Below are 23,426 nucleotides of genomic sequence, written 5' to 3'. Positions count from 1 at the left end.
CTTCCAGTTGTGATATTCCGGTAAACATGATTGATATTTTATGACCAGATACCCCTGAATGTATATTCATATAATATCTTATTTTTGAAATATATGATATAATTTGATTATGGAAAAGTTAGAATTTCACTCGTATAAGCGGCCAAATGGACATGACGAATTTGTTGAATGGGTTAGAGGGTTGCCTAAGAAAGATAGGGCTAAATTACTGCGAATGATTTCGCAAATTGAAGATAATGGTTTGTTACCGGCTCAACGATTGCAATGGATTAAAAAGGTTGATGTTAACTTATATGAAATAAGAAGTAAAACCGGATCAAATATCCAGCGCGCATTATATTTTCATGTCGTTCGTGGAGAGTATTTGATTACACATGGGTTTACGAAAAAATCACAGAAAACACCTAAACGGGAACTGCAACATGCTAAAGACTTGAGAAAGGAATGGTATTTAAATCATGAAAATAGATGATTTAATTCAGGAAGAATTGAAAGACCCCGAATTCTCTGCAGCCTATCGTGATGAGGGCGAACTTTTGGATACTGCGATGGCACTCTATTATGCACGTGAAGAAGCGGGATTAACGCAAGAGGAGCTTGCAGAACAAGCGTCTACAACACAGGCGACCATTGCCCGTATTGAGAGAGGAGATAACGTTTCCTTTGCCAAGTACGCTCAGATTGCGCATGCATTAGGAAAACGGTTAAAGGTGACGTTTGAATAAGTAACTGACTTATGTAGAATTAGCCATGGCAAAAAGAGCAACAAAGCCCAAACAGACTTTGTTGCTCTTTTACTTAGTCAATGCTGTCCCAAAAGGGGACGTCTCGACATTAATTTTAAAATTATTGTTCTTCGTACCAAGTGTAGTGGAAGTTGCCTTCACGGTCGTTCCGTTCGTAGGTGTGGGCACCGAAGTAGTCCCGTTGTGCTTGTAACAAGTTAGCAGGTAAGACTTCTGCACGGAAGCTGTCGTAGTAAGTGATGGCAGCGGACAGACTAGGAACGGGGATGCCAGCTTGAACGGCTGTCGCAACCACGTCACGGATGGATTGTTGATACTTGCCGGCGATATCCTTAAAGTAGCTATCGAACAGCAGGTTGGTCAGCTTAGGATCCTTGTCGAAGGCGTCGGTGATGTTTTGCAGGAATTGGGCCCGGATAATGCAACCGCCACGCCAAATTTGTGCTAATTCACCAAACTTCAGGTCCCAATCGTTGGCTTCAGAAGCGAAACGCAGTTGTTCAAAGCCTTGGGCGTAACTCATTAACTTCCCAAAGAACAGGGCTTGCCGAACTTCTTCAACGAACTTGTCCTTGTCAGCGATTTCGGCCTTGCCTTGCTTTTCAGCGGCTGGTAAGACCTTCGAAGCCTTGACCCGTTCGTCCTTCATCATGGAGATGTACCGGGCGTAAACGGCTTCCGTGATGACGGATTGTGGTACTTGGACGTTGAGGGCATCTTCGGAACTCCACTTACCAGTCCCCTTGTTGTTCCCACGGTCCTTGATGGCATCGACGATTGGCAAGTTCTTGTCGTCGCCCAAGTCATCCTTACGGGAAAGGATGTCAGCGGTGATTTCGATCAGGTAGCTGTCGAGTTCACCCTTATTCCAGTCCTTAAAGATGTCAGCCATGTCGTCAACGGAAATGCCGGCGACGTTACGCATGATGTTGTAGCTTTCATCGATCAGCTCTTCATCACCGTATTCGATCCCGTTGTGGACCATCTTAACGTAGTGGCCAGCACCATTCGGGCCGATGTAGGTGACACAAGGCTTGCCGTCTTGAGGTGCCTTAGCCGCAATCTTGGTCAAGATAGGTTCAACCAGGTCGTAGGCTTCTTTTTGACCACCAGGCATCAGTGAAGGTCCTTGTAAGGCCCCTAATTCACCACCGGAAACACCCATACCAATGAAGTTGATCCCGGACTTGTCGAGTTCGGCGTTACGGGCCATCGTGTCGTGGAAGTTGGTGTTCCCACCATCGATCAGCACGTCACCCTTATCAAGTAGTGGCAACAGTTCATGGATGACTGCGTCGGTTGGTTTCCCAGCCTTGACCATCAACAGGATCCGCCGTGGCGTTTCCAGTGATTTCACGAAGTCTTCAATCGTGTAGCTAGGCACCAGCTTCTTTTCGCTGTGGTCCTTCATGACCTGTTCAGTCTTGCTGCTGGTCCGGTTGAAAATGCCCACGGTGTATCCGCGGCTTTCAATGTTCAGGGCTAAGTTCTTGCCCATGACCGCCATACCAACAACACCAATATTTGCTTTTTGATCTGCCATTAGTAACCTTCCTTTTTGTGTCAAAATTAGTAACGACTTTCCACAAGCTAGTGTAGCATTGAACAATTTGAAAGGAAACTTATTTGACTTAATTTTAGTGAAAAAGATCAATTGGGTTTCAAAACGGGTAAACGAAATGAGAACGAGCGCAAATTGTTAAGTGGGAGACTTAATAATGGGGTCATAAGGGCGCCTTCTTACGGCATACCAGTATATTGCTGTATGTGAATCAGTCATACAGTTCCGTGCCCAACAGTTCCGGGCTACAGCGTTGAACCAATCCTGGCCAGTCGACCACCGTCAGCGTTTTACGGGCGGTCGTCACGATGCCCTGTTCTCGGAGCTTTTGCAGCACGCGGGTGAACGTTAATAGCGGCAGGCCCACGTTACTGGCCATCGCGGCTTGGGTCAGGATGATACCGTGGGTCTTAAGTAGCTTTTCGTATTGATACAGATAGTTGCAGACCTTGGTCAGACTGTCTTGGGTAGCGAGCACCACCGCGTCGTACAGAAGGATGCTACTAAAGTCCGCGTACTGCCTCAACATGGCCAGGGAAAAAGGTGGCGTGGTGGTCAACAGGGAAGCCAAGTCACGTTGGGGCAAGGGTGTGACCACCACATCCGTTTGCGCTTTGACTAAGAAGGCGTCCCGTTCCATTCGGTATTGCCGTTCTATGGGGCTGTAGAGGGGAAATAGACCGCCGGGGCCGATAAATAGTTCAGTCTTTTCACTACCTGTTTCGGCATCTAGAATGTAAAAACGTAAGATGCCGTGATAAACGTAAAAACTGTGGGTCATGAATTCACCAATCGTGACCAGTTGGTCGTTGGTTTGGAAAGTTTGGGGTGTTCGCCCAGTTGTTAACGTACTTTGAAAATCGGCAAAGGTGCTGTCGTAGTAGTATTCGGGAATTTTGAGCATGTTGTGTGTCCACCTCACTTGATGTATAAGCGCTTCCAATTATAGCCTAAAATGTAAGTAGATACTGACATTAAGGAGTGATTGGATGACAAAGCAAGTGGCAGTGATTACGGGTGGTACCAGTGGTATTGGGTTGGCAACGGCACAAAAATTCGTCCAGGAGGGCTACGAGGTCGTGGCCGCCAGCGTGGATGCGGCTGATAAGGTAGCAGCGGCTAAGCAACAGATTGGGACCGAACACTTTAGCGTTTTGACTTGCAATGTCGCTGACCGAGATGCCGTTCAGCAGACTATTGCGGCCGTGATGGAACAGTATGGTCGCATCGATGTCTTGGCCAACGTGGCCGGCATCCTAGCGAAAGAAGTTGATTTGACAGATGCGGATTTGGATAACGTGGAACAGACGATTCAAATCAATCTGTTAGGGAGCATCTACATGGCAAAGGCCGTGGCTAAAGTCATGAAGCAACAGGGAAACGGCACCATCATTAACGTCGGGTCCATTGACGGCGTGATGGCCAACCACGAGTCGATTGCCTACCACGCCTCCAAGGGTGGCATTCACATGTTTACCAAGGCACTAGCCCGTGAACTGAGTCCGTTTGGCATTCGGGTGGTCTGCGTGGCACCAGGTTGGGTCGACACGGGGATGGTACCGGACAAAGCCCGGGCATACGGGTCAAAGCTCTTGATGAAGGGCCGGCTGATTACAACGGATGAGCTGGCCGGGGCAATCTGGCTCATGACCTTGCCTGAAGCAGCCGCTATCAATGGGAGTGTTGTGATGGCTGACGACGGTTACGCTGAGTTCAAAGGAATGGGGATTCTGGATTTGTGAGGTGTATTTGACGAGGACAAGCAGGGCCCTCGTTTTTTTGTGCAAAAAAGAGTTTGGGACAGACTTGCATGTGCTGCCGCACACCCCGAAACATGAAAACGGCGGTCACTAACCTTTTGATGATAAACTATCATTGAAGGATTAGTGATCGTCGTTTTATTGGTACTTCTCTTTGCCGAGGGACAAACTGATCCACCTAACTTGTGAGTACCCCGAAATATTGCCTTTGAGCATGAATATAAAATTACAAATTTTATTCAGTTAGGGAATCCTTCTACATACTATACGAGGGAGGCTTCATCATGGATATGGATGTAACGTATGACTGCTGCGCCGGCTTGGACGTCCACCAAGGAACCGTTGTCGCTTGTATCCTACATGGTAAACGAACTTCTACGCGGCCAAAAGCTGAGCTACGTACTTTTGGCACAACACAATCACAACTTGACCAGTTGGCCGACTGGTTAAATACGTTTGATTGCCAAGCTGTTGCGATGGAAAGTACGGGTGTCTTTTGGAGACCTATCTGGCACGTCTTGGCTGATAAATTTAGCCTTATTTTAGCCAATCCCCAAAGAATAAAGGGGATTCCCGGACACAAGACCGACAAAAAGGACGCGCGGTGGATTGCCAAATTACTTCGTTTAGACTTGATACCTGCGAGCTTTGTCCCCGATGAAACAATTCAAGATTTGCGTGATTTAACACGTACCCGCAAACACTTGATTGAATCACGCAATAAACAAAAAAATCGTGTCCATCAAGTACCGTTTCTTTACGTCTAACTTTCAAGTTTTCAAAAATAGAAATGCTTATGGAACTTTGGAACAAGCGTTAGATGAATGCCATTATCAAAGCATGTCCAATTAATGTTCCAAGGCATCCAAAAATTAAGAATGTTTTGAGGGAAGAATTTGGTTCATTCCCTATTTTTGAAATAGAGTTCTTTTTCCGATCTTCTACGCCCAACAATAATGAATCTATCGTTACATTGTATAGTGAGCGTAACTTGATTAATTTTTCAATATCAGGATACCCACGATCATTTTCCCATCTGGAAATTGATTGTCGTGAAATATTCAAGTGATTACTGACGTCCTCTTGCGACATTTGATTTGACGTACGTGCTTCCCGTAGGTTCTTTCCGATAGCGTTCATAATGACCTTCCTCCGTAAAATAAATTCTATTTGGCCTATACCATTTTATCATGAAACATTCGTGGATTATTTTACCGTCTCTTTACGTTTTACTCCTACGTAAATTTGAAGTTTACATGCCGAAACTTAGATGAAGCGTAAAACAATCGGTTCTTTCTAAATTGAATTAAGTTAGGTAATCTTGGAATTGTTGATCCGGATCAACGAAAAATATAAGGTGGAGTTATAAAACATGAATATTAAAAAGAGTAGTGTCATTTTAATGACAGTTTTTTCGTTATCGGGTATCATAGTTCCAACAACCCAATCTTTAGCTGCTACAACTGAGCAACAATCTTCAAACAGATCGTCTCAAAATAATCCAGTTCCACTAGCATTACGTGGGTTGAAAGTAAGAGTCCATGTTAATGATAATTGGAAGAAATTAAGTGAAGAGGCCCGCAAAGTTACTGCACAATCTGTTTTAATTACACCTGAACAGGAAAAAGCAAAATATCAAGAATTGATTGCTAAGTATGATGGAGCCCAGATCGATTATAATATCGAAGATGAGGCTGATCATGCACAAGCCCGAGGTCGTTCGTTTTCTGAGAAATTTGTCAATGGAGGTCTGAATGATTTTGCTTACAAAAAATCCGGTTTGGCCGATTTACGTTCATATTATGGTAAAACTGCGCTCTCTCTTAAAGGGCTAGGGGCAACCTCTGGCGCGGCTGCAGGAGCGTCTGCTGGTTTTCTGGGGTCTGCTGTTGGTGCACTAGTTGGCATGGTTGGCGGTACTGTAATCGGAGGCCATTTTGATGAGGCGCAAAGAGACATGAAAAAATGGATTTCTAAGGGGTCTTCAAAAGGTGGATGTCGTGTCACGGCCACTGATGAATTCCCAATTGCAAGTTTGGGATCTCAGAAACAAACGAATATCAGAAAACTAAAATAGGTGAAGTAATTTGAATTTTTTAACAATCTTAGGCATATTTGGGGCTGTCTTTGCAATCTTAATTGCAATCGTTCGAGTATATCGTAAGAAATTTAATCAAACAACGTGTTTGAGTGTAATCGTACTTTTTTTATTTAGCTTGTTTGTAGTGTATTGGTCATTTTAAAAGAGTGTCATCAAAAAGAGTCTGGGACAGACTTGCATGTGCTACCGCACACCCCGAAACATGAAAACGACGGTCATTAACCTGTTGATGACAAACTATCATTGAAGGATTAGTGATCGTCGTTTTATTGGTACTTCTCTTTGCCGAGGGACAAACTGATCCACCTAACTTGTGAGTACCCCGAAATATTGCCTTTGAGCATGAATATAAAATTACAAATTTTATTTTTTTGGACCCACCTAGGTCTTTATTTAGTGTACGCTTCTTTCGATGGAGTTTTCATATAAAAAAACCTAGAATCTGAAGTAATAAGTGGTGTTAATTGCCACGAACCGGCAATTAACACCACTTTTCTTTGGCATGATATGAGCCTGCTTAACTGTCTTCGATAATTTTGATAGGTTCTCAGCCATTAAGGCAATGCCAATCTCATTGGTAGCCGCGGTTAAGCCGCGAACTGAGAATCGCTTGAACTTCAGGTAGGTCTTTAAATCAGCGAAGATCGGTTCGATCTCAATTTTACGATGCGCATACAAAGCGTGGCCAACCTTACTAGTCAGCTGTTTCTTCGCCTGGTCTTTAAAGTAAAGCCAACTATAGTTCACACTGATTTGACGGCGGTTACCTCTCTTGGTTGTCGCCAAAGCCTCGCGCTTTGGGTCCTCAAAGTATTTGACTGAGCGATAAACCTTAAATTGTCTTTCATAGCCGTAGCGGTCATGACGGGTACTGTAATGGTGAAAATTAAAGATTATGCCATCAGGATCGGTGTACTGATCGTTCAATTCATCATATTGCCAGTTAGCGACTTTGCGCCGGTCTTTATGATAAGAGCGGGTTTGTTCTTTTTCGTACATGCCATAAGGAATCAGATACTTGGTTTGAAAGTCATCAGTAAGCTTTTGGTAGTTCATCTCACTGCCATACCCAGCGTCCGCCACCAAATATTGAACGACTCGCGGCGACTGTTTAAAGATATGCGTCACGAATGGAATCAAGGTTCGCGTATCCGTTGGGCGCTGGAAAAGCTGATAATAAAGGGCAAATTGTCGTTGACTGGCAACCTGTAAATTATATCCTGGTTTTAGTTGGCCATTTCTCATGGGGTCCTCTTTCATCCGCATGAAGGTTGCATCATGATCAGTCTTCGAGAAGCTATTTCGGTCACCAAAGGTCTTCTCAGCCAGCTCATAGCGCTGTTTACGAGGTAAATAGTCAGTCGTCAACAGGTGGAGAAAATGCTTTAATTTCCGGCGATGACGTTTGGCTTGTGAACCACCACGACGCGGCTTTTCAAATTTGATTTTTTCGGTTAAACCATTGATTGCGAGTGTTAAATTAGTGGTTAATTTAATCAGGTCAGCACTAGTTAACGCGCGTTCTCGCGGCGAGAAACGCGGTATGGATACTTGATAATTCAATAATTCTTGATAAAGCGAGGCCGTCTTATCATCGAGCTTAGGTTCAGCCTTCTCAATGGATTTACGCCAGACAAACGTATATTTATTAGCGTCAGCCAAGATCTTCGTCCCATCAATGAAAAGTGCGGAATTATTGAAGAGGCCGATCATCGTCAGGTAATCACGAAAGGCGCGAAAGAGCCCTTCGATTAGTCTCAGAGTTCCAGGATTACTGCGGAATCGATTGAAGGTTCGGTAACTCGGAATAGTTAGATTTGGGCCGATGAACCAACGCATCACTAGGTTTTCGTTAGCCAATTGAACAAGCTTACGCCCCGAAAAAGTCTGGCGTAAATAGCCAAAGAGCCAAAGCTTTAAGAGTAACTGTGGTGGATATGAAGGCCGACCGGTAGGAGCTGAACTGGTTTGAAAAGTAGCGGTCGGAATATCGTCCACAATAGCGTTAATAGCCCAGGCGACGCTGTTTGATTGAGGTTGCCAAGATAGATTGAGTTCCAAAGTGGTGCGATTACTGGTATAATTCATTTGCATGGAGTTGGTTATCTCTTTTCTTTTTTGGTTCAGCACCTAAAGAATAGCAGGGATTACCATCTCTGTGTATACATAAGCTTAAAAGGGGTCCTCTCAAGAAATCGGATGATTTCTTGAGAGGACCCCTTTTAATATGCGAGTTGGGAGTCTGTCCCAGACTCTTATCAATTAATTTAATTATTCAAACGGTAGATCCATTCACGGTGGTCGCGTTGAATGAGTTCTTCAGCGGCGGCTGGTCCCATAGAATGTGGCGTGTAGTTCGGGAAGTTTGGTTCTTGTAAGTCCCAAACACGACGGATTTGGTCGACGAACTTCCAAGCGTAGGAAACTTCTGGCCAGCTGGAGAAGTTGGTCCCGTCACCCTTCAAGACGTCGTGTAACAGACGTTCGTAAGGTTCTGGCGTTTCCTTAGACTTCTTGGCATCTACCAAGTAGTCCAACTTGATTGGTTCCGTTGAGAACCCAGCGTCGTTGGTCTTGGCGTTCAATTGCAGAGAGAACCCAGCGTGTGGTTCCACGAAGATCGTCAAAACGTTGGCAGCCAATGGCGTGTTTTGAGATTGTGGGAAGGCAAAGATATCAACCAATGGACGCTTGAAGACAACGTCAACCCGGGTGAATTTGTCAGCTAACATCTTCCCAGTCCGGACGTAGAATGGGGTACCAGACCAACGGTAGTTGTCGAATAACAATTTCCCAGCAACGAACGTTTCAGTCGTTGAATCAGCCGGCACATTGTCTTCGTGACGGTAGTCAGGTTGATTGTCGATCGAGCCGTATTGGCCCCGGACAAAGTTGGTAGCGGCGTCAGCCACGTTGTACACGCGCAGGCTCCGTAAAGCCTTGACCTTTTCAGCCCGGATATCCGTATCCGTGAAGGCAACAGGTTGTTCCATGGCTAACAGAGAAACGATTTGCATGATGTGGTTTTGGACCATATCCCGCAAAGCCCCACTGTTGTCGTAGTAAGAAGCCCGTTCTTCGACCCCTAACTTTTCAGACAGGGTGACTTGGATGTTGTCAATGTAACGGTTGTTCCACAGAGATTCAACCAAGGTGTTGCCGAAACGTAAGGCTTCAATGTTTTGAATCATTTCCTTACCCAAGTAGTGGTCGATCCGGAAGATTTGTTCTTCCTTGAAGGACTTGCTTAAGGCGTCATTTAATTGTTTAGCGGAGTCAAAGTCGCGGCCGAATGGCTTTTCAATGACTAACCGGTTGAAGGCGTCCTTGTTCTTGGACATTAAGCCTTGGTTCTTCAAGTCTTGGGCAATCGTGCCGAAGAATTGTGGGGCCATGGACAGATAGAAGATCCGGTTACCTTGTAACTTGTACTTCTTGTCCAGCTTTTCGGCGGCGTCCTTCAAGACGGAATAGTGCGCCGTGTCGGTAACGTCGTGAGCTTGGTAGTAGAAATGAGAAATAAAATCGCTGGCTTCTTTTGAGTCGGCGCGGTTACCGCTATCAGCCAAAGACTTCTTAACTGCGGCGCGGAATTTGTCGTCGTCTAATGTTTGCCGGGAAGTCCCGATAACGGCGAAATGGGTCCGTAAGCTGCCTTTTTGATAAAGGTTAAACAGACTAGGGTAAAGTTTCCGGTAAGCCAAGTCACCGGTACCCCCGAAGAACATGAATAAAGCTGTGCGTTCAGTTGCCACGAGATCGTCACTCCTTAAGATTGATTACGTTATATGAGCAGTATCTACAAATACATGCGTTAGAGACTATCGGTTATCCGAGGCGGTGAGCAAGGCCACCTCAGGTCCGCGAGTTGCCTAGACACTGTCTAGACCACTTCAGAAAGTTATTATACGCTACTTTGCCGTGAAACGCGACCTTTTTAAAGCAAGAATTTAAATTTTAGACAACCGGTTGCATTGGCGTAAAATCAACGTTTTCATGAATCTTACGTTTTCATGAAAACGTTTATATTTTAGGCCGGTTCTCATGGAAGCGCCTTTCCGCAAGTAAAATTTTGGAATCGCTACCACCTGTAGTCTAGCAGAAAAGGTCTTGGGTGTAACGTGAGACGACGCGGATTGGTGAGAAAGTTTCGTAAGGCCCCGCCATTTGCCCAGCAGCATGGTACACTTAACCCACACGAAAAGAGGGGTTCCCATGACAACGAATTGGAATCAACGAGAAATTCAGACCGTGACGACGGCGACCGACCTACAGCGGCTGTTTGCGCAGCTGGGATTAACGGTGACAGACACCTGCTTGGTACACACGGCGCTCAGTGCGTTTGGCTTTATCCCCGGCGGCGAGCAGACACTAGTTTCAGCTTTAAAGGCAACGCTGAATCAAGGCAATATTGCCATGCCCGCCCAAACGGCGGACTGGTCTGACCCGACTGACTGGGGTAATCCCCCAGTGCGTCCTGACCTCCAGGCGAAGGTCATTGCGGGGATGCCCGCCTTTGACCGTGACTCAACGCCGTGTCACATGATCGGGGTGACGCCCGAATACTTTCGGACGCTACCGGATACCCAGCGCAGTAACCATCCGACCTGTTCCATGACCGCCTGGGGCCGGGATGCCGCGGCAATCTGTGCGACCACCACGTTTGATCTGCCGTTTGGGGCCCAGGGACCGCTACAGAAGCTCTACGACCTGGATGCCAAGGTATTGTGCTTAGGCACGCCGTTTGAGAACGCCACGGCCATTCACTTGGCGGATTCGACGCTGGACCGGCCGACGCATTTGGAGCGTGCCCCAATCAAGATCAATGGACAGACCAAGTGGATCAGCTTTCAAATGGCACCGCTGGAACCGTATGATGATTTCAATGAAATGGGGGCGGCCTTCATGGCGGCATACCCACAAGCGGTCCAGGAGGCGACTATCGGTGATCACCGCACGGCCCGCGTCATGTCAATGCGCCAGCTGGTCGACTTTGCCCGGACGTACTATCGGGCTAAGGACGCCGCGCAAGGGTAGACGGAAGGTTTGATTAAACCATAATTTCCAATCGGATGGTTTCCAGCCGTTGAGATTGGCGAAAGCAGAATGCCTCCGTCAGCTGGCAGTTCTACTGGATTAAAGCGTATTTGACAGTAAAGAATACGTCGCCAAGGGTTAAACTGATTGATGGTTAAGCTTCTTTTTAGCCGAGAGTCTACCAAATATGGTAGAAGCTACCTTAGCAGCGGTCTTTTGGCTCAGAGTCGAGGCGTCGAGACCGTACTATGGCTCGCCCCGTCCGCCCACCGCGTTCCGACCCATAGTTGGGAGACAGCAGACGGCTAGTTCAGATTGTGTACCGGCACAAAACTAATTTAGCGCACCAAATGCCGTGGCGGTGTTTTAGACGATTTTCACCTTTCAATCCGCAATTAAAAAAGTGGTCGCAGCTATCTTAGAGATAACAGCGACCACCGGACGATTCAATTTTTAATCAGCTAAAGCCTTCAGGGCGTCAAAGTCCGCCTGGCTCAAGTCGATGTCTGCGCCATGAATGTTTTGCAGTTCATGGTCAGTGGACTTGGTCCCAGGAATTGGTAAGATGACATCGGACCGCTTCAACAGCCATGCCAACGCGATTTGTGCGGGTGAGGCGTCGTACTTCTTCGCGATGTTGATCAGGGTTGGGTTGTCGATCAACTGACCCGTTGCCAATGGGAACCACGGGATGAAGGCGATGTGGTGGGCGTCAGCGTAGTCCAGGACGTCTTCATCTTGACGATTGCTGAGGTTGTACATGTTTTGCACGGAGGCGATTGGCGCAATCTTTTCGGCTTCCTTGAGCTGGTCAACAGAGACCTGGCTGAGGCCGATGTGCTTGATCTTGCCCTCGTCTTGCATCGCTTTCAGCTCGCCGATTTGGTCGGCTAGCGGTACCGTCGGGTCGATTCGGTGCAGTTGCAGCAGATCAATGTGATCCAGGCCTAACGTGAACAGGTTCAATTCAACCTGTTGGCGCAGGTAGGCGGGCACACCGGTTGGGGTCCAAATGTCAGGGCCTTGACGCGTCTGGCCAACCTTGGTGGCAACCATAACGTGGTTGTTCGGCCGTTCCTGTAAGGCCTTACGCAGGTACAGGTTGGCGTAGAAGGGACCGTAAGCATCAGCGGTATCAATAAAGTTGACGCCGTTATCGATGGCCGTTTCAATGACCTTGACCGCATTATCTGGGTCAGCCACGGGGCCCCAGACACCCTTGCCAGTCAGCTGCATGGTGCCGTAGCCCAACCGATTAACCGTTAAATCATCATCAAATTTGAATGTTTTCCCCATTAGAGTACCACCTAACTAAATAGAATAAGTTTACTGACAATAAGTTAGTCTTTTTAACCGGCAGAAGCAAACATTTAGTTTCGTTTCTAATGGTAAATCAAGTTAATCTTAAGGGTGGTTAAAAAAAGCTAAACTCCTGTTCGATTTTGGTTCTTTTTCCTATAAAATCTGTTATACTACTAAGCGGTTAAAAAATTAATTGCCGGTGGGAAACGCCGGTAGAATAGGGGTCAGGATATAATGAAAAAATTTATGGTTGCGATGACCGGGTTGGTCACTTTAGCTACTATCGGCGCTGTTGCCCCAGTTTCTGTGGCGACGCCCACTGTAACGGCAAATGCGGCAACGCACGTTGGGCCTAGCCTGAGTGTTAACGCCATTTACACGTCTTCCAACAAGGTTTCGGGGACGGCAACGAAGGGTTCTAAGATCACTGTTAAGGCGACGAAGAACGCTAAGAAGAACTTGGCTAGCGGTACTGCCTCCAAGAAGACTGGCAAGTACAGCATCAAGCTGTCCAAGAAGCTGAAGAAGAACGCGAACGTTTACGTTTACGCAACTAACCCTAAGACCAAGACGTCTTTCTACCGGATCATCCGGGTCCAAGCCGCTGCGACTAAGGCAGCAACGAAGACGACGACTAAGACCACGACTACGAAGAAGGCCGCTACCAAGACTTCTACGAAGAAGACCACGGCGGCTAGCTTCTCCGTTAAGACACCAACTGGGACTTGGAAGTCAAACACGGCGAACAAGTACTCCCAAAAGTTTGTCTTCAGTCAAAAGACTGGTTTTAACCAAACGCTCTACAAGAATGGTAAGAAGGTCAAGACGCTAGTTTCTTACGCCAAGTACAGCGTAAACGCTAAGACCCCAACGTTCTGGAAGATTACTTACACGCCTAAGGGTTCTAAGACGTCTAAGAGCTTCTACATGCACTTCACGTCTGCTAAGAAGTTCAAGATCGTTAACAGTAAGGATAAGGCCGTTGCCGTTAAGGCCGGCGTTGCCCCAGCTGCTAAGTGGACTTTCACTAAGGCTTAATTCAAATAATGACGCGTAAAACGTGGGCCTAACGCCCAGTTAGCGTAGTGAGGTCGGGACTTTGGTTCTGGCCTCTTTTATTTTGAGCTGATTATTAAAAAATTAGTCCAGGTTGGCCACCTACAAAGGAAAGTGACCGCCCACCGGAGTCAGCCGCAGACTACTCGTGTGCAGCCTCTATAAAGATTCGTCACAAATTCGTTTATCCAAATTAATGGTAAAGCGGAAACACCTTTTGTATCTTTAATCAGAAAAGGGTAAGATGTTTAGAGAAACTGACATTTCAGGGAAAAGGGGAGAGCGCCGGTGCAACGGTCAATCAGAATCAGTTTAACAGCTTTGGGCGTCGCGGGATTGGCGATTGCGGCTGGCTTAGCCATGGGGTACATGGCCAATGATGTGGCCGTCTCATATGGGGAGGCCGCGGGTTCCGAGCTAGTCTTGTGGGTCTTGACAGCCAGTGCGACCGTAATCTTTGCCGTGAGTCTCTTTTGGCTGCGATTCCGCGGCATCACGTTGCTGAGCGGTGTGTTGGGCGTCGTGAGTATCAGTGGGTACGCCACGCTGGTGGGGACCGGCTTTGACTGGCTGATTCTAGGCTACCTGCTGTATCTCGTCGTAGGTAGTGGGTTAAAATGTTATGCGATTAAAATCTAAAGACACCAAAAGTCCTGGCCAACCATCAGTTGTGATGGTGACCAGGACTTTTTTAAAAACGTTTGATTAGTTCGTCGCTAATTGTTGGGTAGCTGGCTTAGCTTGCTTGGTACCGCGAGGCTTGTAGCCAATCAGGCGCATCGCGTTGAAGATAACCACGAGGATGGAGGCTTCGTGGACGAACATCCCACTGGCCATGTAGATGTAACCGTAAACCAACCCGATCAGCAGGAAGGCAACCGTTAAGATGGCGATGGTGATATTTTCCTTGGTGTTGGCAGAGGTCTTCTTGGCCAGGCCAACCGCGTGATTCAAAGCGGTAAAGCTGGATTGCATCAAGACCACGTCGGCAGTTTCGATGGCGACGTCGGTCCCACCACCCATGGCAATACCAACGCTGGCAGTGGCTAAGGATGGGCTATCGTTGATCCCGTCACCAACGAAGGCAACGTTGCGGCCCATGTCTTGGAACTTCTTGACGAAGGTAACCTTGTCGGCTGGCAGTAAGTCGGCGTGTACTTCGTCGATGCCCAATGATTCAGCAACAGCTTGGGCAGTGGCTTGGTTGTCACCGGTTAACATAACTAAGTGCTTGATACCTTGGCGTTTCAAAGCGGCTAAAGCGGCAGGAACTTCTGGCCGAACCGTATCAGCGACGCCCAGGATAAAGGCAAGTTGGCCTTGATAACCGACTAACACGGTGGATTGGCCTTCGTCTTGCATGCTGTGGAGGTCAGCGAGTTGGTCGTCCGTCAATGTGATGTCGTGGTCCTTTAATAAAGCGGCGTTACCAACGTACAGGTCGTTGTCGTGCCATTGACCGACCATCCCACGACCCTTGATGGTTTCAGTTTCAATGGCGCTGGCGTTGTCTTGTAAATGCGCATCTAGGTGAGCCACAATGGCTTGAGCCAGCGGGTGATCGGAAGTCTTTTCGACTTGGGCCACACCGGCTAAGAGAGACTTATCAGTGGTGTATTGCTTCATGTCAGCGACGGTCATTTTACCAGTGGTTAAGGTACCAGTCTTGTCAAAGACAATCGTATCAACCTTGGCGAGGCTTTCAACCACGTCGCCACCTTTGATTAAGATCCCATTCTTGGCACCGTTACCGATCCCAGCCACGTTTGAAACGGGGGCACCGATAACCAGGGCACCAGGGCAACCGAGGACTAAGACGGTGATGGCTAACCGGAGATCTTGTGAGAAGACGTAAACTAGAATGGCAATGACTAAGACGGCTGGGGTGTAGTATTGGGCAAATTTATCAATAAACTTTTCAGCAGGAGACTTGGTGTCTTGCGCTTCTTCAACTAATTCAATAATCTTGGAGAAAGTGGTCTCGTCACCAACTTGCGTAGCTTCGATGGTTAAGGTCCCACTTTCAACCATGGCACCGGAGTAAACGCCGTCACCATTTTGCTTATTAACCGGGCGAGATTCACCGGTGATGGAGGCTTCATTGACGTAGCCAGAGCCGTCGACGATCTTACCATCGACTGGGACTTGGCCACCGGCCTTGACTAAGACCACGTTGCCTTCTTCCAGGTCATCGACGTCGACTTCTTCAGTCGTGCCGTCATCGTTGACCAATTGGGCGGTCGTTGGGGCCATTTCAGTCAGGGATTGGATAGCGCCCCGCGTTTTGGCCAACGTCTTTTGTTCCAGGTAGGACCCGAAGAGAAAGAGGAAAGTTACGATAGCAGATTCTTCAAATTCACCAATGGCGAAGGCCCCAATAACGGCGATGCCGACCAGGAGTTCAATACTGAAAACCTTGGCTTTCAACGCGCTGATAGCCCGTAAAACGATTGGCGCTGCGGCAATCACAGAAGCGATGATCCAAGCGACATCGGTGACATAAGGGACTTTGGTGAACCAAGCGTTCAGGAAGCCAAGAATGATTAAGCCGGCTGACCAGAAGGTAATGGGATTGGTATGACTGTAAATAAAACGTTGAAATTTCATGGGAGAGCATCCTTTCTATTGATAATTCCTAAGTGCTAATGTTTCGTTCCTTGTTTATGTATTCATTATGCCTTGGAATGGGGGAGATTAACTTGATGCGAATCAAGTTGGAGGAAATAGTTGGGATTATTTTTATTTTTTGGGGGAAAATGATGAAAAATAGTTGATGCAGCGCCAAATCGTTCACGCTTGCACTGGATATAGAACAAAATAGATGATCCACCCCGATATTTTGAAGGTGAACCATCTTTTTTGCTGCATATAACTACAAAGCCGTCCTGACTATAACTTTGGCGAGTTACAGGGCGACAATCTTTAAGTAACTGGCCACCGCCTTTAAAACGACTGCCTGGGATTAGTGTGTTTCTACGAATCCCTTCTCATTCACTCCCATATCATACTATGCTGGTCGGGAGCAAGCAATTGGTAAGGTTCATAGGTAACGCGTAGTGCTAGTAATGTAAGCACCTAAAAACTGACCGTATTGAAATATGAATTAAAAAGAGATGGCCCGTCCTCGGTTTTTTAGGGCGGGCCATCTCTTCCATGGGTTGAGAAGACGAAGACAATGGTAGCCGCAGTAAAACAATTTGTGACGACTAGCGTGCATAACTTCAATTAACTTTGGCGAGTTATGGGACTGCCTTAATCATTTCTGTTTCTAGTCACCGCTCTTAAAGCGGCTTGCTAGAAAGAGGGGACTGGTGCAATAACATTGGTCCGTCATGTTTACGCCTGTATAATAGCATGGCGGTGAGGTCCGAGCAAGGGATGTAAACTCAAGATTGCGTAGCCCGGATCTTAGGTAGGCAGATACATACAGGTTGGCCAGTGATAAGTAAAAACGCGATTCACTCAGCACCTCGCAGTGTACTGAGTGAATCGCGTTTTCTCGCAGGATGAAACAATTTCGTAAGTGCGTGATGCTAGTGATTAATCTTCGTCGTCATCATCGTCTTCTTCGTCCAGACCGTCGCGGGCATCGTTGCCCAGTACGGCTTGGAGTTCACGGATGATGTGGTTGTTGGTGCCGCGGAGGTCAGTTAAGAAGCTAGCCAACGCTGGGCGTTCTTCTTTTTCGGCAAGCTTGATAGCCCGGTCGATGAAGAGGTTGTGGGTATCAGCGTCGTGGACCAGCTCACTGACTTGGTCTTCGGCACTCAGGTACTTCTTGGCGCCACTTTCTTGCAGCATGTTGTAGTCGTGGTATTCCTTGGTCGTCGTCGACACCGTTTCGCCTTCGTCCAAGAGCAGTTCGCCCAAGGCATCAAATTGCTTGCGGTAAGTGTCAATGTAGCCGGCTAGTAATTGGCGAACGCTCAATGCCAGTGGGCCTTTGACGGACCACCGCACTTGATGGAACTTCACGATGGAGATGTGCAGGTTAGACAGGATGTGGTTGGTCATGGCGCCGGCCGTTGGTACGTGGTGGTCGTGGTCAGTTTGGGCTTGTTCTGCTGCAAAGCGGTCTTCGATACTCATAGTGGTAGTTGTCATTGGTTGAACTTCCTTTCGTTTTTAGGGGATGGATTAGAGGGCTTTAACTTTAGAACTCTTCACGGTGTAGCCGAGGTCGGTGACCGTGTCAGCGAGGCTTTCAGCGGTCACTTGGCTGTCATCGAAGTCTGCCTTGATCTTGCTGGCGTTGAAGAGGACCTTGACGTTTTCCACGCCATCCTTCTTACTCAGCGCGCCTTCAATCTTGGTCATGCAAGAGGGGCAGGTCAATGCGTCTAACTTCATCGTTACTTTACTCATAATTGAAAACCTCCTAATGGTTTTAAAGTGCTTTAACTTTACTACTCTGAACGGCGTAGCCTAAATCGGTTACGGTGGTGGCTAAATCTTCGGCTGAAACGGTCTGGTCGTCGAATTCGGCTTTGACCTTGCTGGCGTTGAAGAGGACCTTGACGTTTTTGACGCCAGCCTTCTTACTTAGCGCGCCTTCGATCTTGGTCATGCAAGACGGGCAGGTCAGATCATCTAACTTCATGGTTACTTTACTCATAATGAAAACCTCCTTCGGCTTTTTCGTTTGCCTTGATTACATGACTTAGTATACGGGCGACTGGGCGAAAAGAACTTGACTCAGATCAAGTTAGGCAAAAAATCGTGAATTTCTTTAAAAAATTGGTGATTTTCGCAAAAAAACGCGGTTTAATCGCCTTTTGGAGAGGTAACTGTTTCAGAAATATTTTAAATATGCGACAATGAAGGCAGATTGAAGATAAGTGAGGGACAGTAAATGTGGAAAACCAAAAGAGAAGTCAGTATGGCGGGGATTGTGTCGGCGACCTTACTGCTTAATGCCGCTGCGGCGTGTATGTGGCCGTTAACTACAGTCTACATGCACAATCAGCTCCACCAGACGTTAACGCTAGCAGGTATTGCGTTGCTGGGGATGTCATTATGTATGATTCTGGGCAATTGGCTTGGTGGGTGGCTGTTTGACAATTGGTCGCCGTTTTACTCGGGAATCGTGGGGACGCTGTGTTCCTTTGTTCCGATGACGACACTGATATTCTTCCATGGTTGGCCGATCTTTGGTGTGATGCTCCTGCTGATCGGACTGGGCGACGGTATCGTGATGACCGTCGTCAATTCCTTTGCGGCCACGGTGAAGACGGTACAGAGCCGTAAAGTTTTCAATTACCTCTATATTGGGATGAACTTAGGGGTCGTTGTCGGGACCTTGATGGTCGGGGTCCTGATGAAACACGGCGTCACGCTGGTCTTCTCGGTGGCGGCGGTCAGCTATTTGGCCCTACTACTGATCTTCTTCTTTGACTTCAGAGCTAAGATTGAGAAGAAGACTTACACGCACGCCAAGGGGCCGGTCAAGCCAGCCCGGTTGAAATTGATCTGGCTGATCAGCGCGTTGGTCTTCGCCCTGTACATGAGTTATTCCTTATGGGAAAGTGTCATCTCGGTCCACATGACCAATCTGGGCATCTCATTTGAAAAATACAGTCTCTTGTGGACGCTCAATGGCTTGATGATCGTCTTTGGCCAGCCAATCGTGAACCGCATCGGCTCGGACTTTAAGTTGAGTTCGCAGATTTGGGTGGGGACGTTGGTCTTCATCCTGTCATTCTTGTTGCTGGTCTTTGCCAAGAGCTACGTGATGTTCGTGGTGACCATGGTCATCTTGACGCTGGGTGAAATGACCGGGTTCCCGGGGATTCCGGCGTGGATCGACGGCTTGGCTGGTGACAACGACAAGGGGAAATTCCAAGGCATTTACAACATGGCGATTTCCTTTGGTCGGGCGGTCGGACCGCTATATGGCGGGCTGATCATTGAGTATGGCAGCTATCGGTCCCTGTTCTGGTCGGTCACGGCGCTGATGCTGTTGGCGTTGGCTGCGGTGATGATCGTCAATCACCGAGGAGCGGCGCGAGTGAAGCGCGATTAAAAATGATTAAGGTTAGCGTGGTCCGGTGTCTGGGGACCACGTTTTTTGTTTTCAGGCGGTTGAAAGGAGAGGTATGGTTGGAACTGGCCGCCTCCCGTCCGCCAAATATGGGTCGGAACGCGGTGGGCGGACGGGGCGAGCCACAAGGCGGTCTCGCCACCTCGCCTTTGAGCCGAAATACACGTCTCAAAGACGCCACTTACCCAAGCAGCATAGACCATACTGCTTGGGTAAGTCCCACGGCTGAACCCATATTTGGCGAACTCCCGGCTACGAGGGTGATTAATCGCCAAACAGTTTAATCCTTGGCATGGATGGGGGAAATCAACGCCAACCAGCACTGATGAGCGCCAACCCACTGAAGTCGGCCGGCAGTAAATCAGACGAACCGGGAGCCCGATACATAGGTTGGCCACGTTTCTAAAGCAGGTGGTATTCTGGTTTGCCCTAATTTCACAAGTTAAATACTATCTGGTTATGATTCAACAGCTTAATCATATTTCAATTTCAGAATTTTAATGAACGCTGCTATGATGCGGTTTAACCAGATTCAAGTCAAATTTCGAAGGATTATTAAATCTGTAATAGCAAATTTGGCGATTTCGGGTGAAAATGATTGTGAATTTTGCCAAGTAGCGTAGCCTAAAAGCAAAAGGGAGGTCTTGTCATGCTTGTTGAATTCTCGTTGCAAAATTTTCGGTCGTATAAGGAACCCGCGACCCTGGCGATTGCTGATGCCAAGTGGGTCGCGCTGTGTGGACAGAATGGTGCGGGGAAAAGCGCGATTTTAGCCGGGTTAACGGTCTTGCAACAGATGGTGGTGGCCCCCACGGAACAGGTGACGGACAACTTGCCCTATGAGCCGTTTGCGCTCGACACGACCAGTCATCTCAAGCCGACGCAGTTTGCCGTCACGATTGCCCGTGATGGCCACCAATATCGCTATGCACTGCGGTACAACGCGACCCGGGTAATTGATGAGGAATTGACGCTACTGTTGCCCAATGGCCAGTCTCAACGGCTATTCAGCCGACGAAACGGCGCACTGGTCCAAGTGCCCACTGGTCAGCAGGTCACGGCGGCCAATACCCGGCCGAATGCGTTATTTCTGTACAATCTACAGGCGGCCAATTATCAGCCAGCCGCGGTGGTCTTTCGCTGGTTTGCGACGGATCTGGTAGTTTTGACGGATCGTCCCCAGGCCGATATTGCGCTGGCAGACTGGATTGTGCCCCAGTTAACGCAGTTTTTACACGCGGTGGGCAACGAGGTGGCAGGTGTGACCCAGCGACAAATGGCCGTGCAGTTCCTGGATGGGTCCAGCTTTTTGCGACCGGAATTAGCGTTATTGTATGAGAAATACGACGAAGAGGGCGAAGTAGAAGACGTGGTTGAGTTGCCACTCGACCGAGCCTCCAGTGGCACGCAGCAACTGGTCGCCGCAGGATTAGCTTTCATCACCGCCCAAGTGGCCCCCGCGCCGCAAACCGTCCTGGCCGATGAATTCGCCAGCGCCGTGCGGCCAGAGGTAGCGCAAGCCTTGCTGGGGCTGGTGGCGGGGGATGTTAACCGGAGTCAGTTTATCTTCTCAACGGCGCATGAAGCGTTGCTCGCCCAGCCCACGGCGGCCACGCAGCGTTACTTAGCCGAGAAAAATTACCGTGGCGAAAGCACGTTACAGCCACTTACGGCAGCCACGACCACCGGGCCGACTCAGCTTAGTGAACCGGCAATCGATGTACGGACCTTGCAGACAGCCTTTTTGACTGATGCGGCGGGCTTGTAGGGATGATGGGCTGTGCTGGCCACCTACTGTCCGCCAAATATGGGTTGGAACGCGGTGGGCGGACGGGTCGAGCCAAGGAGCGGTCTCGACGCCTCGCCTTTGAGCCGAAGAACACGTCTCAAAGACGCCAGTTTCCTAAGTGGCATGAATCGCGCCACTAAGGAAACTCCCACGGCTGAACCCATATTTGGCGGACTCTCGGTTACAGGTGTGCTTGCCAACAAAAGTCGACTTAACCCTTGGTAGCAGTTAGTTTGTCACTTAACTCTTGTCCAATGCAATGTTACTGATAGTCATCAACTTGCTGGAGGCGACTAGGGTGGAGCCGGCTGAACCGGAAGATCACTTCTCAGGCTGTAGGTGTTCCCCAGAGCAGGTGGAACCCTGGCAGACGCAGGTTCCTGGTTTCACTAATTTTGGTGGACCGCATATTGTCATTTCGGGAGTCAACGCGTTAAGTTGACTTTCCTTGCGAGTAAAGAAAAACCAGTCAAGACAGAGTCCTGGCTGGCGTAGGGATCTTAATTTTGAAATTAGCAATCAGTCCGCGGCACTCAGCGAAAAGCCTTGCTGGGCCAACGCCACTAGAATTTCTGCCCGTTGCTTAGGATCACGGCTCATTTCCGTAATGATGTGGTGGGTGAACGTTTCGTCGCGTTGGTTGCTGCCGCGCTCATGGTAGTAGGCCGTGATGAGGCGGTTGTAGTCGGCCAGAACGGGATTATCGGCCGTGATAGGCTGGTAGTCGTTGTCGAAATGGACTAATTCTTGTGGTAGGTGGGGCTTTAATGCCGGCTTTTCTGCGGGATGGCCGACCGCCAATCCCAGCACGGGGAAGGTCAGTTTCGGCAAGTTGAACAGCGAAATGACGCGTAAAGTGTCGTTTAGAATGCTGCCCATGATGGTGCTGCCGAGACCCAAGCTCTCACCAGCCGTGACCATGGCCTCCGTCGCAATGGCGGCGTCAAAGATTCCCGCGAGCAGCTTGTCTGCGCTGTGGAGATTGGCGATGGTCGTGTCAGTCTTCGGTGCCAACTGGGCGTTGCGGTACTGATCGGCGACCAGGAGAAAATAGTGGCCGGCGCTTTCCAGCCAGTGGTGGCCGGTGATCTCACCCAACACGGCAAGCTTGTGTGGGTCCGTGACACTGATGATGCTGTACTGCTGTGAAAAGGTACTGGTGGCCGCGTGTTGGGCCGCGCTGACCAGCGTGGCCACTTCGTCAGCCGTTAGCTTCTCGGCGGTAAATTTACGAACGCTACGGTGAGTCAACAGCGTCGTTAACGTAGGATTGTTCATGCGCCGATCACTTCCTTTGCGCGGGTGACCAGGGCGTCGTAGACCCGGGCCTCATCTCGTGGGACGCCGCGGAGTTCGTAGTTGGCCACGAAGGGTGCGTTGAACTTGGCGGCGTAGCGTTTGGCAGTCAGACAGTATTGTTCGTTAAAGTTACGATTGCCACTCCCAACGACACCCAACAAGTGCGTGGCGTTTTGCCCATAAGCGATGTACTCGCCCAGCACGTTGGTCATCAGTTCCTTGACGCCATTATCGATGCCGTTGCCGCCGTTCAGATAAGTGGGCACGAAACAAAAGTACGGTTGCGTTTCCGCGACAAAGTCACTGGCCTCACTGATTTCGGTGGCCGTAATGGTAGGCAGACTGGCGTCGCTGGCGTGCTGCTTGGCCGCATAGGCGGTGAGATTTTCCACAAAGTTGCGCGTATTGCCTTCGATGGAAATAAATAAGATACGTAAAGGTTGCATACAAGTCCCTCCGATTTCATGGCTATGATTACTCCTAGTGTACTCGGATTCTTCGCAAAATGCTGTAGAGATTTTGGCCAAGCTGAGTAAGTAAACTTGCGAAAATTAACCGGCTGTGCTATTCTGTGGGTACTTTAAGAAAGAACGAGGTATTCAGCCGATGCGCTTCTAATCAATCTACAAATGTTAGTCAGCTTCACCCAAAGACAAGGGGTGGAGTGGGCCTGCAATTGGGATTGATGGTGTACCGACTGAGTTGCCAAACGCAACCAGTGGGCGCCATTTCCGA

At 48.6% G+C, this 23,426-nt stretch carries 21 protein-coding genes and 1 pseudogene; 10 read left to right on the top strand and 12 right to left on the bottom strand.

Annotated elements, in window-relative coordinates; translation table 11 throughout:
* Window positions 1-109: 109 nt before the first annotated feature.
* Both NGM66_RS06675 and NGM66_RS06670 read left to right on the top strand, forming a co-directional pair.
* Window positions 110-472, top strand: a complete 363-nt coding sequence (locus tag NGM66_RS06675; protein ID WP_208907690.1) for a type II toxin-antitoxin system RelE/ParE family toxin — start codon at window positions 110-112, stop codon at window positions 470-472.
* Window positions 459-725 carry a helix-turn-helix domain-containing protein gene (locus NGM66_RS06670; RefSeq protein WP_208907691.1) on the top strand — a complete coding sequence of 89 codons (267 nt, stop codon included), beginning with the start codon at window positions 459-461 and terminating at the stop codon, window positions 723-725. Before NGM66_RS06675 ends, NGM66_RS06670 begins: the two co-directional genes overlap by 14 nt.
* A 121-nt stretch (window positions 726-846) precedes the next feature.
* Here the strand turns inward: NGM66_RS06670 and gnd are convergent, their stop codons facing one another.
* Together gnd and NGM66_RS06660 are read right to left on the bottom strand one after the other, a co-directional pair.
* Window positions 847-2,289, bottom strand: coding sequence for an NADP-dependent phosphogluconate dehydrogenase (gene gnd / locus NGM66_RS06665; protein WP_208907692.1), 1,443 nt, complete (start codon window positions 2,287-2,289; stop codon window positions 847-849).
* Between the two features lie 229 nt (window positions 2,290-2,518).
* Window positions 2,519-3,211, bottom strand: a complete 693-nt coding sequence (locus tag NGM66_RS06660; protein WP_208907693.1) for a Crp/Fnr family transcriptional regulator — start codon at window positions 3,209-3,211, stop codon at window positions 2,519-2,521.
* 85 nt (window positions 3,212-3,296) lie between these two features.
* Between NGM66_RS06660 and NGM66_RS06655 the strand changes: the two genes are divergently transcribed.
* Both NGM66_RS06655 and NGM66_RS06650 read left to right on the top strand, forming a co-directional pair.
* Window positions 3,297-4,049: an SDR family NAD(P)-dependent oxidoreductase gene (locus tag NGM66_RS06655; RefSeq protein WP_208907694.1), complete on the top strand. Its 753-nt coding sequence runs from the start codon at window positions 3,297-3,299 to the stop codon at window positions 4,047-4,049.
* 308 nt (window positions 4,050-4,357) lie between these two features.
* A pseudogene (locus tag NGM66_RS06650) lies at window positions 4,358-4,813 on the top strand (IS110 family transposase); the annotation flags it as partial.
* 70 nt (window positions 4,814-4,883) lie between these two features.
* On the opposite strand, the gene NGM66_RS06645 reads toward NGM66_RS06650, so the two are convergent.
* Complete coding sequence (locus tag NGM66_RS06645) at window positions 4,884-5,207, bottom strand: helix-turn-helix domain-containing protein (RefSeq protein WP_208907696.1); 324 nt, start codon at window positions 5,205-5,207, stop codon at window positions 4,884-4,886.
* Window positions 5,208-5,439: 232 nt separating this feature from the next.
* On the opposite strand from NGM66_RS06645, the gene NGM66_RS06640 reads away from it, so the two are divergent.
* The gene (locus tag NGM66_RS06640) at window positions 5,440-6,144 is read left to right on the top strand and encodes a hypothetical protein (RefSeq protein ID WP_245155295.1); all 705 of its coding nucleotides are present in this window, start codon (window positions 5,440-5,442) and stop codon (window positions 6,142-6,144) included.
* Window positions 6,145-6,603: 459 nt separating this feature from the next.
* On the opposite strand, the gene NGM66_RS06635 is transcribed toward NGM66_RS06640, so the two are convergent.
* Together NGM66_RS06635 and zwf are read right to left on the bottom strand one after the other, a co-directional pair.
* Window positions 6,604-8,256: an IS1182 family transposase gene (locus tag NGM66_RS06635; protein ID WP_245155330.1), complete on the bottom strand. Its 1,653-nt coding sequence runs from the start codon at window positions 8,254-8,256 to the stop codon at window positions 6,604-6,606.
* Window positions 8,257-8,435: 179 nt separating this feature from the next.
* Complete coding sequence (gene zwf / locus NGM66_RS06630) at window positions 8,436-9,923, bottom strand: glucose-6-phosphate dehydrogenase (RefSeq protein ID WP_208907698.1); 1,488 nt, start codon at window positions 9,921-9,923, stop codon at window positions 8,436-8,438.
* Between the two features lie 460 nt (window positions 9,924-10,383).
* On the opposite strand from zwf, the gene NGM66_RS06625 reads away from it, so the two are divergent.
* On the top strand, window positions 10,384-11,205 hold the full coding sequence (locus tag NGM66_RS06625) for an AAC(3) family N-acetyltransferase (protein ID WP_208907699.1): 822 nt from the start codon (window positions 10,384-10,386) through the stop codon (window positions 11,203-11,205).
* Between the two features lie 453 nt (window positions 11,206-11,658).
* Here NGM66_RS06625 and NGM66_RS06620 read toward each other — a convergent pair whose 3' ends face one another.
* The gene (locus tag NGM66_RS06620) at window positions 11,659-12,501 is read right to left on the bottom strand and encodes an aldo/keto reductase (protein WP_208907700.1); all 843 of its coding nucleotides are present in this window, start codon (window positions 12,499-12,501) and stop codon (window positions 11,659-11,661) included.
* 240 nt (window positions 12,502-12,741) lie between these two features.
* Here NGM66_RS06620 and NGM66_RS06615 point away from each other — a divergent pair, with 240 nt between their 5' ends.
* A complete protein-coding gene (locus NGM66_RS06615; protein ID WP_208907701.1) occupies window positions 12,742-13,545 on the top strand; it encodes an Ig-like domain-containing protein in 804 nt (267 codons plus the stop codon).
* A 306-nt stretch (window positions 13,546-13,851) separates the two neighbouring features.
* Window positions 13,852-14,202 carry a hypothetical protein gene (locus NGM66_RS06610; protein WP_208907702.1) on the top strand — a complete coding sequence of 117 codons (351 nt, stop codon included), beginning with the start codon at window positions 13,852-13,854 and terminating at the stop codon, window positions 14,200-14,202.
* A 66-nt stretch (window positions 14,203-14,268) separates the two neighbouring features.
* Here NGM66_RS06610 and NGM66_RS06605 read toward each other — a convergent pair whose 3' ends face one another.
* The 4 genes from NGM66_RS06605 to NGM66_RS06590 all read right to left on the bottom strand — a co-directional run bounded on the left by NGM66_RS06605 (window position 14,269) and on the right by NGM66_RS06590 (window position 18,178).
* Window positions 14,269-16,170 (bottom strand): heavy metal translocating P-type ATPase, encoded by a 1,902-nt coding sequence (locus tag NGM66_RS06605; RefSeq protein WP_208907703.1) that lies wholly within the window; start codon window positions 16,168-16,170, stop codon window positions 14,269-14,271.
* A 933-nt stretch (window positions 16,171-17,103) separates the two neighbouring features.
* Window positions 17,104-17,667: a Dps family protein gene (locus tag NGM66_RS06600; RefSeq protein ID WP_208907704.1), complete on the bottom strand. Its 564-nt coding sequence runs from the start codon at window positions 17,665-17,667 to the stop codon at window positions 17,104-17,106.
* Between the two features lie 33 nt (window positions 17,668-17,700).
* Entirely contained in the window at window positions 17,701-17,928 is a 228-nt protein-coding gene (locus tag NGM66_RS06595) for a heavy-metal-associated domain-containing protein (protein ID WP_208907705.1), read from the bottom strand.
* Between the two features lie 22 nt (window positions 17,929-17,950).
* Window positions 17,951-18,178, bottom strand: coding sequence for a heavy-metal-associated domain-containing protein (locus tag NGM66_RS06590; RefSeq protein WP_208907706.1), 228 nt, complete (start codon window positions 18,176-18,178; stop codon window positions 17,951-17,953).
* 237 nt (window positions 18,179-18,415) lie between these two features.
* Between NGM66_RS06590 and NGM66_RS06585 the strand changes: the two genes are divergently transcribed.
* Both NGM66_RS06585 and NGM66_RS06580 read left to right on the top strand, forming a co-directional pair.
* Complete coding sequence (locus NGM66_RS06585) at window positions 18,416-19,585, top strand: MDR family MFS transporter (protein WP_208907707.1); 1,170 nt, start codon at window positions 18,416-18,418, stop codon at window positions 19,583-19,585.
* A 667-nt stretch (window positions 19,586-20,252) separates the two neighbouring features.
* Complete coding sequence (locus NGM66_RS06580; RefSeq protein WP_208907708.1) at window positions 20,253-21,371, top strand: AAA family ATPase; 1,119 nt, start codon at window positions 20,253-20,255, stop codon at window positions 21,369-21,371.
* 540 nt (window positions 21,372-21,911) lie between these two features.
* Here the strand turns inward: NGM66_RS06580 and NGM66_RS06575 are convergent.
* Window positions 21,912-22,670 (bottom strand): nitroreductase family protein, encoded by a 759-nt coding sequence (locus tag NGM66_RS06575; RefSeq protein WP_208907709.1) that lies wholly within the window; start codon window positions 22,668-22,670, stop codon window positions 21,912-21,914.
* Window positions 22,667-23,137, bottom strand: coding sequence for a class Ib ribonucleoside-diphosphate reductase assembly flavoprotein NrdI (gene nrdI, locus NGM66_RS06570; protein WP_208907710.1), 471 nt, complete (start codon window positions 23,135-23,137; stop codon window positions 22,667-22,669). The genes NGM66_RS06575 and nrdI overlap by 4 nt, the downstream gene beginning before the upstream one ends.
* Window positions 23,138-23,426: the final 289 nt, after the last annotated feature.

The sequence above is a fragment of the Levilactobacillus yiduensis genome, assembly GCF_024718525.1.
In the GTDB taxonomy this organism is placed as follows: Bacteria; Bacillota; Bacilli; order Lactobacillales; family Lactobacillaceae; genus Levilactobacillus; species Levilactobacillus yiduensis.
The sequence above is the reverse complement of the archived record's forward strand: the minus strand, read 5'-3'. Positions and strand labels throughout refer to the sequence as shown.